This is a genomic window from Thermodesulfovibrio aggregans, from assembly GCF_001514535.1.
GTDB classification, from domain to species: Bacteria; Nitrospirota; Thermodesulfovibrionia; order Thermodesulfovibrionales; family Thermodesulfovibrionaceae; genus Thermodesulfovibrio; species Thermodesulfovibrio aggregans.
Map to the genome: position 1 here is coordinate 372,428 of NZ_BCNO01000001.1, position 13,822 is coordinate 386,249.

Sequence of the window (13,822 nt, forward strand, 5' to 3'; positions counted from 1 at the left end):
ACTATGGATAAAAAAACTCTAATTGAGTGGGACAAAAAATACATCTGGCATCCATTTACACAGATGAAATACTGGCTCAGTGATGAGCCTACTATATTCATTGAAGGCAGAGACTGCTTTTTAAAGGATGTTGATGGAAAATGGTATCTTGATGGAGTATCATCTCTATGGGTAAATATTCATGGACACAGAAGACCTGAAATAGATGAGGCAGTAAAAGCACAGATAGATAAACTTGCCCACTCCACATTGCTTGGTGCATGTAATGAGCCAAGTATTTTGCTTGCTAAAAGGCTTGCTCAACTGCTTGCCACAAAACTTCCATGGGGTAAACCCCTTACAAAGATATTTTACTCTGACAATGGCTCAACAGCAGTTGAGATTGCCATGAAGATTGCTTATCAATACTGGGTAAATCAGGGGATAAAAGATAAAGATACATTCGTTAGCCTTCGTGAAGGCTATCATGGAGACACAATAGGAGCAGTAAGTGTTGGAGGAGTTGAACTTTTCCATGAGGTTTATAAGCCCCTATTGAACAAATCCATTCAGGCTCCTGCACCTTATTGCTATCGTTGTGAGCTGAAACTCAGTTATCCATCATGCGGACTGGCATGTCTCGGTGAGATGGAAAAAATAATCAAACAAAATCATGAAAAAATTATCGCCGTAATAGTTGAACCTCTTGTTCAATGCGCTGGTGGCATAATTGTATGGCCAGAGGGTTATCTCAAGGGATTAAGAAAACTTTGCAATGAATACAATATTCTGCTAATTGCCGATGAGGTAGCAACAGGTTTTGGAAGAACAGGCAGAATGTTTGCCTGTGAACACGAAGAGGTTACTCCTGATATTATATGTTTAAGCAAAGGAATAACGAATGGTTATATGCCACTTGCGGTTACTGCAGTTAATGAAGAAATTTTCAATGCCTTTTTAGGCGAACTTGAAGAAAGAAAAACCTTTTATCACGGTCATTCCTATACGGGAAATCCTTTAGCCTGTGCAGCAGCTGTGGCAAATCTTGAAATATTTGAAAAGGATAAAACCATAGAAACCCTGCCACCAAAAATTGAACTGTTAAAGAGAAAGCTTTTAGAGATAGCAGAACTTCCCCATGCAGGAGATGTAAGACAAAAAGGAATGATTGCAGGAATAGAACTTGTAAAAGATAAAAAAACAAAAGAACCTTTTCCATATAATGAGCAGACAGGCTGGAAAGTTGTAAGAGCAGCAAGAAAACACGGTGTCTGGCTAAGACCACTCGGCGATGTTATTGTAATTATGCCACCGCTTGTTGTTTCAGAGAAAAATCTGGAAAGATTGCTTGATGTAATCAAAGATTGTATAATAGGGTTATCTTAAAATGTAGGAGGTTAAAAATGTGGAGATTATTTTTAGCAGTATCTTTAATATTTGCCATTGCCTGTACAGAGCAGGTAAAAACAGATATTGCAGGAGTTGGAGAAACCTTACCCACAGCTCCTTCAGCAATTGCATGGGATGGTAAAAATCTTATAGTTGCAAAGGAAGGCATAATCGCTTTTTTAGACAACATAGATACAGCTACTGCTGGCTCTTTCATAGGATATGAAGGTCATTATTTTCTCAATAACTATCCAATAACAATAACCTCAAAAGACAATCCAGTCTATATAACAGGAGTTGCATGGCAAAAAACCTCGGGAAATACGGGATTTATTTGGGTTGCTGATGCTGCGAATAAAAGACTTTTAAAGGTTACTCCACAGGGTGAAGTTGTAAGAAAACTTTCTCTTACTTCAATCTATCCTGAAGATATGACTTTTGATGGACAGTATCTATGGATTGCCGACTCCAAAAGAGGAAAACTATTTAAAATAACCACAGAAGATGGTTCAATAATTGAAGAATATCTATCACCAGTCAACTATCCTTCTGCCATAACATGGGATGGAAAGTATTTGATAGTTGCTGGAGTTAAAGAGCATGCTGTTCCATCAGATTCATCGGATAATGTAAAAATAGTCAGGTTTGATACATCTTCAGGAAGAGTTGTTGAGGATATACCAAATTCTCGCTATATCTCCTATCCAGCAGGAATGGTATGGGTTGATGGAAAGTTATGGATTTCTGATAGAAATTCTGGTTACATTGTAAAAATTAGTGATTGGGGTACACCTTCCTCGGATGAGAAAAACTATAAACTTGCAAAAAAATCACCTGCTACTAAGAAGATTGAGGCAAAAGAAGAGAAAAAAGAGACTGAAAAAGACATAGAAGAGGCAAAACGTGCTGCAGAAGAAGCAAAACGTGCTGCAGAAGAGGCAAAGCGTGCTGCTGAGGCTGCTAAAAAAGCTTTTGAACTTCAACAGAAAAAATGATGTTTTCCATTGGAGACATAGCGATTGAAAAAAACAGACTTTTCCTGATAGCAGGACCCTGCGTTATAGAGTCTGAAGAGGTAGTATTCAAAACTGCTGAAACATTAAAAGAAATTACTCAAGAGTTGAAAATTCCATTTATATTCAAATCTTCCTATGATAAGGCAAATCGTTCATCAATTAATTCTTACAGAGGTCCTGGAATAAAAAAAGGACTCGAAATTCTTAATAAAGTGAGAGAGACTTTTAAAATCCCTGTCTTGAGTGATGTTCACTCTGTAGAAGAGATAAAGATTGCAGGAGAAGTTCTTGATGTAATCCAGATTCCAGCTTTTTTATGCAGACAAACAGACCTTGTTGTTGAAGCAGGGAAAACAAGAAAGCCTGTGAATGTTAAGAAAGGTCAGTTTCTTGCACCATGGGATGTGAAAAACATAGTTGAAAAAATTAAATCAACAGGAAACGAAAAAATAATTATTACAGAGAGAGGAACAAGCTTTGGCTATAATAATCTTGTTGTTGATTTTAGAAGTTTTCCTATAATTCGTTCAATGGGTGTTCCTGTGGTTTTTGATGCAACTCATTCTGTTCAACTGCCTGGAGGGGCTGGAACATGCTCATCAGGACAGAGAGAATTTGTTCCCTATTTAAGCAGAGCAGCTGTTGCCTGCGGTGTTGATGGATTGTTTTTTGAGGTTCATCCTGATCCTGACAGAGCTCTGTGCGATGGTTCTAATATGTTTCCTGTTAAGGACTTCAAAAATTTACTTGAAACTCTCATTGAGATTCATAACACAGTAAAAAAGTTTTAATACAGGCTTTTATTCAAATCTGCTATAATAACATATTTATGGACAGGCTAATTAAAAAGGCAAAGGCACTTAAAGGTGAGATAACACCTCCACCTGATAAATCCATATCACACAGAGCAGTTATGTTTGCCTCTCTGGCAAAAGGACAGTCAAAGATAAAAAATTTTCTATGGGCAAAAGACCCTTTGAGTAGTCTTAATGCAATGAGAGCACTTGGAGTTGAAATCACAATTACAGATTCAAAAGAAATTATAGTAAATGGCAAAGGATTACATTCTCTTAAAGAACCTGAAAATGTTATTGATTGTGGAAACTCTGGCACAACAATGAGACTTCTAAGCGGAATACTTGCAGGTCAACCCTTTTTAAGCATTCTTACAGGTGATGACTCTCTTAGACAAAGACCAATGAGGCGAATTATTGAACCATTAAGGCTTATGGGAGCAAACATCGTTGGAAGAGCAGAAAATAGATTTCCGCCCCTTGTTATAAAGGGAGGTTCTCTTAAAGGAATTAAATATAATATGCCCATTGCCTCTGCGCAGGTAAAAAGTGCAATTTTACTTGCAGGGCTGTATGCAGAGGGTGAAACTTCTGTAACAGAGCCCTATAAAAGCAGAGATCATACTGAGAAGATGCTTGAAAGCATGGGTGCGGAGATTCAAATAGAAAGCAATACGATAAGGATAAATCCACCACTACATTCACTTAAACCGTTTGACATAACCATACCTAATGATTTCTCATCGGCAGCTTTTTTTATTGCAGGAGCCTGTCTTGTGCCAAACTCTGAAGTATTGATTAAAAATGTTTGCCTCAATAAAACAAGAACAGGATTTCTTGAAATTCTAAAATCAATGGGTGCAGATATAGAAATTCTTAATATTAAAGAGCAGGCAGGTGAGCCTGTTGGAGATATTTTTGTAAGAAGTTCAGCTGCTCTTAAGGGTGTTACTGTTGAGGGTGAAATTATTCCAAGACTTATAGATGAGTTTCCAGTTTTATGCGTTGTTGCAACTCAGGCTGAAGGCATAACAATCATTAGAGATGCTAAAGACCTGAGGGCAAAGGAATCTGATAGAATAAAAGCAATGACTTCAGAGCTAAGTAAGATGGGTGTATCTATAAAAGAATTTGAAGACGGAGTTGAGATAAAAGGTCCTTGCAGGCTTAAAGGCGCAGAAGTTTACTCTTACAAAGACCACAGAATAGCAATGGCATTAAGCATAGCAGGACTTATTGCAGAAGGTGAAACAGTCATAAAAGAAGCAGACTGTGTAGATATATCATTCCCTGAGTTTTATGACTTACTGGAGATGCTTCAGAGATGAAAAGAGTAATAGCAATCGATGGTCCTTCTGGTGCAGGGAAAAGTACTGTGTCAAGAGAGGTAGCAAAATCTCTTGGTTTTCTATACCTTGATACAGGCGCTTTATACAGAGCAGTAGCATATCATTTTTATAAAAATTTTAAGAATGTTGATGACTTTTCATTATTACCCGAGGAAGAGATAGAAAGAGAACTTATTAAGATAAAAATTCACTACGAAAATGGTAGAGTTTATCTATCAGGTGAAGATATTTCAGATTTAATCAGAGATCCAGAGGTTGGTGCTGTTACCTCAAAACTTTCTGCTAAAAAGGTTATAAGAGATTTTTTACTCCCTCTTCAGAGAAGTTTTGCAGAAAAAATGGACATTGTTGCTGAAGGAAGAGATATGACAACAGTTGTTTTTCCTGATGCATGGAAAAAATTTTACCTTGATGCATCTGTTGATGTGAGAGCTCGTAGAAGATATGAACAACTGATCAAGTCAGGAAAAAAAATAACATTTGAAGAGGCATTAAAGGATGTAATAGAAAGAGACAGAAGAGACTCTTCACGAGAAAATGCTCCTTTAGTGATTAGTAAAGAGGCTTTTTATATTGATACATCAGAGCTTACAATACAAGAAGTTATCTCACTAGTTTTAAAAAAAGTTGCAGAGGATGACTGATATCTTGTATTATCAAAAACAGTATGTTAAAAGATATTGTTCTTGCAGAAGGCTCGGGTTTTTGTTTTGGTGTAAAAAGAGCTATTGACATAGCCTTTGATGTTGCCAAGAAACATAAAGACGGTGTTTTTACTTTAGGTCCAATAATTCACAATCCTCAGGTTGTTGAAAAATTAAAAGATTTAGGTGTCTATCCCATAGATGATATTTATGGTCAGAATATAAAAACATTAATCATTAGAGCTCATGGAATTCCAAAAGAAAAATTTGAAGAAATTAAAAAGCTTGGCATTGAAGTCATTGATGCTACATGCCCCTTTGTAAAAAAAGCTCAAAATCTTGCTGAAAAGTTGGCCTCTGAAGGTTATCAAGTTCTGATAATTGGAGACAAAGAACATCCAGAAGTTAAGGGAATTTTCAGTTATGCCGGTGAAAAGGCTGTTGTAATAAGCTCCGATGAATTTCCTATTTTAAATAAAAAAATTGGTATAATTCAGCAAACAACCCAACCAATGTCAAAGGTCAAGGAGATAGTAAGCAAAATCGTAAATTCTCATAATGAATTTGAAGAGATTAGAATTTTTAACACCCTATGTAATTTTACATCAAGAAGACTTGAGACAACTGAAAAAGTTGCAAAACAGGTGGATGTAATGATTGTTGTCGGTGGTAAAAACAGTGCAAATACAACTCAGCTTGCAAAACTTTGTAAGAGTATTGGAGTAAAAACATACCATATAGAAGATGCTCAGGAAATTGACAAAGAATGGGTTGAGTCTGCTAAAAAAATTGGTATTACAGCAGGAGCATCCACTCCTCAATGGATAATTGATGAAGTTATTGATAAAATTAAAAAGTTTACAAATTAAGGAGGAACAGTGCCATGCAGAGTGAGATTAGTGAAAAGCAAGAATTGGAAAGTCTCTATGAAGGTGCACTCGCACATGTGGAGAAAGGAGAAATTATAAAAGGAAAAATAATGGGAGTAAGAGATGACGGAGTAATAGTAGATGTGGGATATAAGTTTGAAGGAATTATTCCACATAATGAGTTTTCAGAGGATGAACTGAGCAATATTAAAGAAGGAGAAGAAATAGAAGTTTTTATTGAAAAAATAGATGATACCCAGGGAATGATAGTTTTATCAAAAGACAGAGCTCTAAAAATAAGAGGTTGGGAATTTCTCATGGATGCCTATGAAAAAGGCATACCTGTTGAAGTAAAGATTACAGGGAAAACAAAAGGGGGTGTTACAGCCCGTTTTTATGGCATAAATGGTTTTATACCTGCTTCACTTCTTGATCTAAAGAAATCAAGCAATCTTGATGAATATACAGGAAAAACTTTCAAAGTAAAAATAGAAAAAATTGAACCACCCAAGAATTTATATGGTCCCTGGAGAAATCTCAAAACTACTGTAATTTTTTCAAGGAAAGCTTATTTACAGGAAGAGAGGGAAAAAATTAAAAAAGAATTATCTGAAAAAATTAAGGAGGGGCTTAAAGTAAAAGGCATTGTTAAAAATATAACAAACTATGGAGTTTTTGTTGATCTTGGCGGAATAGATGGTTTCCTTCATATTTCAGATATATCATGGGGTAAAGTTAAACATCCTTCCCAGTATTTTGAAGTAGGTAAAGAATATGAATTTATTGTGCTGAAAGCTGACTTAGAGGCTGAAAAAATAACACTTGGATATAAACAAAAAAAGCCTGATCCATGGGAAAATATTGATAAAAGATATCAACCAGGTATGAAGGTCAGAGGAAAAGTAACAAGGATTGAAGACTTTGGTCTTTTTGTTGAACTTGAAGAAGGAGTTGAAGGACTTGTCCATACAAGTGAACTTGATTGGGTATCTCCAAAGCATCCCACCTATTATGCAGAAGTTGACGAATGGATAAATGTAAAAATCCTTGATATTGATAAAGAAAACAGGAAAATTTCATTAAGTCTTAGAGAACTTAAGCCTAAACCTTGGGAGGTTGTTGCCAGGAAATATAAAGTGGGAGATAAAGTCACAGGAAAAGTAAAAACTATAACAGATTTTGGAGTATTTGTTAGACTTCCTGAAGGAGTAGATGGACTCATTCATATATCTGACATTTCATGGACAAAACATGTTGATCATCCTTCACAATTTTTTAAGAAAGGTCAAAAAGTTGAGGCTGTAATATTAAATTTAGAGCCTGACAAGGAAAAGCTTTCACTTGGAATAAAACAACTTGTTGAAGATCCCTGGATTAGAGAAATTCCAGAAAAGATTAGGGTAGGCGAAGTTTACAACGCTAAAGTGATTAAAAGAACAGAACATGGATTATTTGTTGATATTGAAGGAATTGTTGAAGGACTTGTTTACAATTCTGAGATTGATAAAAACAAGCCAGTTAAAGAAGGAGATGAAGTAAAGGTTTTAGTGGTCAAAGTTGACAAGGATAAGAGAAAAATCGGATTGAGCATGAAAAAATTAAGTGAAAATGAAGAGTAAAAGTCTGAAAATACTTTTTATAGTTATTGGAATTTTGCTTTTAGTGAGTTTTGTTGCAACAATTATTGAGAGTGGATTTTCTACTGGTAAAGTGGCTGTTGTTAACATCAAAGGTGTAATTGTTGAGTCCAGACAAACAATTGATGAAATAAAACAATACAGAAAAGACCCTACAATAAAAGCCATTGTAATACGAGTGGATAGTCCTGGAGGAGCAGTTGTACCTTCACAGGAAATATATGAAGAGATAAAAAGGACAATTTCTGTAAAACCTGTTGTTGTTTCCATGGGTTCTGTTGCTGCTTCAGGGGGTTATTATATTTCATGTCCTGCAACGAAAATAGTTGCAAATTCAGGAACTCTTACAGGCTCAATAGGAGTATTGATAGAAATACCTAATATAAAGGGTTTGCTTGATAAGATTGGGGTGAAAGCAGAAGTTATAAAAAGTGGTAGATATAAAGACATTACATCTCCTTTTAAGTCGTTACAAAACGATGAAAGAGAAGTATTACAACAACTAATAGATGATGTCCATGAACAGTTTATTAAAGCAGTGGCTGAAGGAAGAAAAATCCCAATAGATAAAGTTAAAAAAATAGCTGATGGAAGAGTATTTACAGGACTTAAAGCTAAAGAATTAGGACTTGTAGATGAAATAGGAGACCTTGATTACGCAATAAAGGTTGCTGCTCAACTTGGAAAAATAAAAGGTGAACCCCAGGTAGTAACAAAAAAATCGACATTGTTAATTGAACTTTTAAAGAGTGATACTGAATCATTAATAAAAAAGATTTTACCTTATATACAGGTTTTTTATTTATATTCACCGGTATTACAAAACTGAGTGAATTTTCCTAATTTAATTAAATAGAAAATTTCACCTGCTTTAGCAGGTATGGAGGAGAAATCAAAAATTCGTAGGAGGATAAAATATGAAAAAGTCAGAGTTAGTTGACAGAGTATCTCAAAAAGTAGATATTTTAACAAAAAAACAGATTGGCACAATAATAGATATGATTTTTGATTCTATGACAGAAGCTATGGCAAGGGGAGAAAAGATTGAGATAAGAGGTTTTGCTAATTTTAAAATAAAAGAAAGGCCTGAGAGAATTGCGAGAAATCCAAAAACAGGACAACAGATTAAAGTCCCAGCACAGAGAGCAATAAGTTTTAAGATGAGCAAAGCTCTCAGAGAAGTTCTTAACAAATAAGTGCTACTTAAGGTTCAAAACTTAAGAATAGTTTATAAAAATTCTGCAATTATAGAGGAAATCAATTTTGATGTTGAAAAAGGAGAAATATTTTCAATTGTTGGAGAAAGTGGTAGTGGAAAAACTTTGACAGGCCTTTCTATACTGAATCTTTTACCAGATTATTTCAAAGTTGATGGCAGAATAATATTTAAAAATAACGATATTCTATCTCTTGATTCTTCCTGGATTAGAAAAATACGGGGCAAGGATATTTCATGTATATTTCAAGATCCGATGGTCTCTTTAAATCCAGTGTTAAAAGTAGGCTATCAAGTTGCAGAGATGTTTATTTATCACCATAATTTATCTAAAAAGGAAGCCATAAAAAATGCTGAAAAAATATTTAATGAGCTAAAAATATCACATGTAATTAATTACTATCCCCATCAGCTTTCAGGAGGATTAAGGCAGAGAGTAATGATAGCAATGGCAATTGCATGTGAACCGGAGCTAATTATAGCTGATGAACCAACTACTGCACTTGATGTAACAGTTCAGGAAGAAATTCTTGACCTGCTCTATCTCTTAATCAAAAAAAAGGGTAAGGCTATGATTTTGATAACTCATGATATAAACATTCTTGGTGAGTATGCTGACAGATTAATGGTTATGTATGCAGGTAGAATTATGGAGATGGGTTCAGTCGAGGAGATTTTTAAAAATCCTCTGCATCCTTATACCAGGGCTCTTTTAGATTGCATTCCAAGAGAAGGTAAAAAAATTGAAGGAATTCCAGGAAATGTTCCGGATCTTAAAAAATTACCTTCCGGATGCGTATTTAGTCCAAGATGCAAATACAAAATGAGGGAGTGCCCAATTGAGCCTCCCTCTCTTCGTGAAGTAATACCAGGACATTTTGTCCGATGTTATTTACATTGATTCCTTTGATGTTATCTGGATGACTTCTTTTATGTGTTTGTCTATTATTTCAGGTAAAAAGGGAATATCAAGATTTAAGAATCCGCTTGTAATCAGGCTCGTTGCCTCATCCTTTGTCATCCCTCTTGACATAAGATACTCAACCTGTTCTTCAGAAATCGGCCCAATGGATGCTTCATGGGAAAGATCTGCTCTATTTGCTCCATAGGAAATAAGCTGAGGGATTGCGTATATTGATGCGTCATTTGAAAATATAATACCTCTACAGTCAAGTCTTCCCATACAGTAATCTTTTGTTTTGGCTATAAGATCTCCACGGGAGTAAATCACGCTTTTATGGTCAGCTATTGTTCTTGCAAGAGACTCTCCTTTGGTATCTTTTCCCTCAAAAATTATCTTTGAACCAAGATCAATGTAGGAGTCCTTTAATCCGTAAATCACTGTGTTGAATCTTGCCGAAGCTCTGTCACCTTTTAGATAAACTGTGGGAAATGACTGTATTGATTTAACAGGTTTTAGTAGTGCATAATTATTAACGTAAACTCCATCCTCTTCAACAACAACAGCTGTTCTTGGTCTTACATAAAAGTTTTCTGCCCAGTTATGGATCATTGTGAAAAAGAGTTTCCCCCCTTTTTTCACATAAAACTCTGAAATTCCAAGATGTATTCCCACTGCATCAGACCTTGAAAGGGTGCAGCCAGTGATAACATGAAGCTCTGCTCCTTCTTCAACAATAATGATATTATGAACATTCTGGCTTATGTAACCTTCTGCAATCATCAAACAGGTTTGAAGCGGGTAATCAAGTTTTTGCCCTGGCAGTATTCTTATAAAGTATCCATGAGTTGGATTTAATGCAACCTGAGCAGTGTATTTGTCTGTATCAGGCTGAACAATTCTCCAGAAGTATTCTTCAAGCCAGTCATAGGTTTCTATTGCTTCATTTGTGCTCATAAGCTCTACTTTGCCTTCATAAAGTTTACTAAGCCTCTTGTATACCACTGAATGATCCATCTGCAGATAAGAGCCTGAACGCTCTTTTTCCTCAACATCAACACCTGCCATCAATGCAGCTTCTTTTGCAAGCTCTGGAAGAAGCTCAAGAGACTCAATTTTTCCTCTTTCAATATATTTTTGAAATTGTTTTAAATCTATGTCTTCACCGTATAGAGCTGGTTTATCTATTGCCTTTTTGGCTCTGTCCTGAATTTGTTTTATATATTTTTTGCTTACTGGCATGTTGCACACCTCCTGTAACCGTTTTTCTTTATTTCAGAGAGTATGTCTCTTGGATTACCCCTACACATAAGCTTTCCATTAAAGAGTATATAACCCCTATCAGCATTGATGTAGTCAAGAATATAACCTGTATGAGTTATTACAATTGCGCTTCTTTTTACATCCTTTACTCTCTGGTCTCTTCCAAGAAGATGATTTGTCATCTCACCAATCAATACAATGTTTTCAAGGTCAACACCACTTTCCGGTTCATCAATAAAAACCAGTTCTGGCTTTTGCATCAGTAACTGCAGTAACTCTGCTCTCTTAACCTCTCCTCCTGAAAAACCGTCATTAACATCTCTGTCCAGATGAGTTGTAAGATTGAGTTTTTCAGCATAATTAAGTATTTCTTCATCTGTCTTTCCATTTCCTATAATTTTAAGAAGTTTCCTCAAACTTACTCCTCTTACAACAGGTGGTCTCTGAAAAGATATTCCCATACCAAGCTTTGCTCTCTCTGATACATCCATATTGGTTACATCAACACCTTTAAATATAATTTTGCCCTTTTCAATTTTGTATTTAGGAAATCCCATCAATGTCATTATAAATGTTGTTTTTCCAGCGCCATTTGGTCCAAATAGAACTGCTATTTCTCCATAATCTAATGAAAAATTAATATCCTCAAGAACTTTTCTGCCTTCAACAGAGACATGGAGATTTTTAACTTTTAACATCTCTCCCATTTTTATTCCTCCTTTTTTTAAATACTGTATCATTGTTTTTATTCCTCCTGAGTTTTCATCTTACATCTTGGGTCAGCTTTGTATGGCACTGTATAATGGATAATACTGTGAGCAACACATCCACCTCTGCACTGTTTTTTTATTTTACATACTTTGTTATCGCAAGAATTGTTTAAAGAAGTTTTAAAAATTCTAAGATTATCAGACATAAGAATTTCCTGAAGAGAATTTTTAAAAATATTACCAATACAGTATTCTTCAAAACTGGATAGAAGATAACAGGGATAGACTGAACCATCAGGCATGACGGTTATTTTTTCAATTCCAGCAGGACAACGATATTTCTCATCACCTCCTATAAATCCTTTACAATAAACAGGCTGAATACCTGAGTATTGACTCTGCAACTCTTTAATTAATTCCATAAATTCATAAAAAGGTATTGAGAGTTCTAAATCTTTTTTGGTTAAAGCATCCATGTAAATTAAATAATAATTAATTCCACATTTTTTTGCAAACTCTATAAGTTCTTTATGGAAGGGCTGATTTTTTGTTACAACGCTTTTAATCCATAGCTTGTGCTTTTTTACTAAATCAAGAAGGCTTTGATCTATTTCATTATTGATTGATATACCAATTTGCAGTCTGGAATTTTTAATAATGTTCAGAAGACTCTCTATTTTTTCATTAAAACTTCCATTTGTGCTTATAGTTACTTTTATATCGCTATCGATGGCTAATTTTACTAAACTTTCAAGAGGTTCATAAAGAAAAGGTTCTCCACCTAAGATATCAAGACTGAAGATTTTGTTTTCTTTCATTATTTTTACAAATTCTTCAATCTTTTCTGATAGAAAATCAATGGAGTTAACATAACGGTTTTTTCTGTTAAAGCAGAATTCACAGTCTTTATTGCATCTTAATGTTGGAAAGAACTGTATATAATTAATCATTTTTCAGGAGTTCTTCAATGGCATTTTTTAAATCACTATCTATAGTGGTATTTTCCAGGATTGAACCGGGCTCATTATATCCGAGATAAAAGATTGTCCTGTGTTCATTAACATTGATTGTTCTGAGAAAGGCTTTAAGGGTTGCCTCAGCACAGGTAACTCCAATCTGTCCTTTCTTCATTCCTCCAACAAGTATATTGAGAGCCTTTCTTTTGAATTCCTTTTCAGGAATTGGTCTTTTTAAAACATACTTTTCATACCACAGGCACTGACATCTATCAATGAGAAGCTTTAGTTGGGCAGGCAAACCAAAAAAGAATATGGGAGATGCTATAATAATTCTATGAGCCTGTTTTAGTAGAGGATAAATTCTATCCATATCATCATGAATAATGCACTCTCCAGTGTCTTTGCATCCATCACAGGCAGTACAACCTGAGACATTTAAATCACAAGCTTTTATAAGAGTTATCTCATGATTTTGTTGCTTGCAGATTTCAACTGCTTTATTAAGAAGAATCTGAGAGTTTCCCTTTCTTGGCGAGCCTAATATGGCAAGAATTTTCATCTTTCTTTTAAAGCTCCCTCCACTGTGGAGGGAGCTGAAGTTTATTCAATCTTTTTATACATCTTCTTTGGAGAACCGCAAACAGGACATTTATCAGGTGGTTCACCTTCTACTGTATGACCGCATACCTGACAGACATAGTAGTCAGCATCCAGTTTTTTGTCAAGATTTTCAAGGGCTTTTTTGAACAACTCAGCATGAACCTTTTCAACTTCATTGGCATAGTAAAAGCTTCTTTTAGCCTGAGAAGCACCTTCTGCTTCAGCATCTTTAATCATTGGTGGATACATGCTTTCAAATTCGTATGTTTCGCCTTTGATAGCTTCTTCAAGATTTTCTTTTGTACTTTTTATTCCACCTGCTGCTTTCAGATGATTCATTGCATGAATAGTTTCTGCCTCAGCAGCGGCTTTAAAAAGCTTTGCAACTGCAGGATAGCCTTCTTCCTCTGCTTTTTTTGCAAAAGCAAGGTATTTTCTGTTTGCCTGAGACTCTCCTGCAAAGGCTTCCATCAAATCCTTAAGTGTTTTTTCCATT

Annotated in this window: 15 protein-coding genes; 10 read left to right on the forward strand and 5 right to left on the reverse strand. The window is 35.2% G+C overall.

Features of this window, described 5'->3' with window-relative positions:
• Positions 1-3: 3 nt before the first annotated feature.
• The 10 genes from bioA to TAGGR_RS01835 all read left to right on the forward strand — a co-directional run bounded on the left by bioA (position 4) and on the right by TAGGR_RS01835 (position 9,794).
• Positions 4-1,365 (forward strand): adenosylmethionine--8-amino-7-oxononanoate transaminase, encoded by a 1,362-nt coding sequence (bioA, locus tag TAGGR_RS01790; RefSeq protein WP_059175652.1) that lies wholly within the window; start codon positions 4-6, stop codon positions 1,363-1,365.
• Between the two features lie 17 nt (positions 1,366-1,382).
• Positions 1,383-2,363, forward strand: a complete 981-nt coding sequence (locus tag TAGGR_RS10790; RefSeq protein WP_059175653.1) for an NHL repeat-containing protein — start codon at positions 1,383-1,385, stop codon at positions 2,361-2,363.
• Complete coding sequence (gene kdsA, locus TAGGR_RS01800) at positions 2,360-3,175, forward strand: 3-deoxy-8-phosphooctulonate synthase (RefSeq protein WP_059175654.1); 816 nt, start codon at positions 2,360-2,362, stop codon at positions 3,173-3,175. The genes TAGGR_RS10790 and kdsA overlap by 4 nt, the downstream gene beginning before the upstream one ends.
• A gap of 38 nt (positions 3,176-3,213) precedes the next feature.
• A complete protein-coding gene (gene aroA / locus TAGGR_RS01805) occupies positions 3,214-4,506 on the forward strand; it encodes a 3-phosphoshikimate 1-carboxyvinyltransferase (protein WP_059175655.1) in 1,293 nt (430 codons plus the stop codon).
• Complete coding sequence (gene cmk / locus TAGGR_RS01810) at positions 4,503-5,171, forward strand: (d)CMP kinase (RefSeq protein ID WP_059175656.1); 669 nt, start codon at positions 4,503-4,505, stop codon at positions 5,169-5,171. Before aroA ends, cmk begins: the two co-directional genes overlap by 4 nt.
• Before the next feature lie 23 nt (positions 5,172-5,194).
• Complete coding sequence (gene ispH, locus TAGGR_RS01815; protein ID WP_059175657.1) at positions 5,195-6,040, forward strand: 4-hydroxy-3-methylbut-2-enyl diphosphate reductase; 846 nt, start codon at positions 5,195-5,197, stop codon at positions 6,038-6,040.
• Positions 6,041-6,054: 14 nt separating this feature from the next.
• Positions 6,055-7,659, forward strand: coding sequence for a 30S ribosomal protein S1 (locus TAGGR_RS01820; protein WP_059175658.1), 1,605 nt, complete (start codon positions 6,055-6,057; stop codon positions 7,657-7,659).
• Positions 7,649-8,506, forward strand: coding sequence for a signal peptide peptidase SppA (gene sppA, locus TAGGR_RS01825; RefSeq protein ID WP_059175659.1), 858 nt, complete (start codon positions 7,649-7,651; stop codon positions 8,504-8,506). The genes TAGGR_RS01820 and sppA overlap by 11 nt, the downstream gene beginning before the upstream one ends.
• 88 nt (positions 8,507-8,594) lie before the next feature.
• Positions 8,595-8,873: an HU family DNA-binding protein gene (locus tag TAGGR_RS01830; RefSeq protein ID WP_059175660.1), complete on the forward strand. Its 279-nt coding sequence runs from the start codon at positions 8,595-8,597 to the stop codon at positions 8,871-8,873.
• Complete coding sequence (locus TAGGR_RS01835; RefSeq protein ID WP_059175661.1) at positions 8,874-9,794, forward strand: ABC transporter ATP-binding protein; 921 nt, start codon at positions 8,874-8,876, stop codon at positions 9,792-9,794.
• Here the strand turns inward: TAGGR_RS01835 and TAGGR_RS01840 are convergent.
• Genes TAGGR_RS01840 through TAGGR_RS01860 form a run of 5 tightly spaced genes read right to left on the reverse strand, consistent with a single transcriptional unit; the run spans position 9,786 to position 13,821 of the window.
• Positions 9,786-11,036, reverse strand: a complete 1,251-nt coding sequence (locus tag TAGGR_RS01840) for a SufB/SufD family protein (protein ID WP_059175662.1) — start codon at positions 11,034-11,036, stop codon at positions 9,786-9,788. The genes TAGGR_RS01835 and TAGGR_RS01840 overlap by 9 nt on opposite strands.
• Complete coding sequence (locus tag TAGGR_RS01845; RefSeq protein ID WP_153000413.1) at positions 11,027-11,797, reverse strand: ABC transporter ATP-binding protein; 771 nt, start codon at positions 11,795-11,797, stop codon at positions 11,027-11,029. The genes TAGGR_RS01840 and TAGGR_RS01845 overlap by 10 nt, the downstream gene beginning before the upstream one ends.
• A gap of 5 nt (positions 11,798-11,802) precedes the next feature.
• Entirely contained in the window at positions 11,803-12,717 is a 915-nt protein-coding gene (locus TAGGR_RS01850) for a radical SAM/SPASM domain-containing protein (protein WP_059175663.1), read from the reverse strand.
• On the reverse strand, positions 12,710-13,285 hold the full coding sequence (locus TAGGR_RS01855; protein ID WP_059175664.1) for a flavodoxin family protein: 576 nt from the start codon (positions 13,283-13,285) through the stop codon (positions 12,710-12,712). The genes TAGGR_RS01850 and TAGGR_RS01855 overlap by 8 nt, the downstream gene beginning before the upstream one ends.
• A gap of 41 nt (positions 13,286-13,326) precedes the next feature.
• The gene (locus TAGGR_RS01860) at positions 13,327-13,821 is read right to left on the reverse strand and encodes a rubrerythrin family protein (protein ID WP_059175665.1); all 495 of its coding nucleotides are present in this window, start codon (positions 13,819-13,821) and stop codon (positions 13,327-13,329) included.
• Position 13,822: the final 1 nt, after the last annotated feature.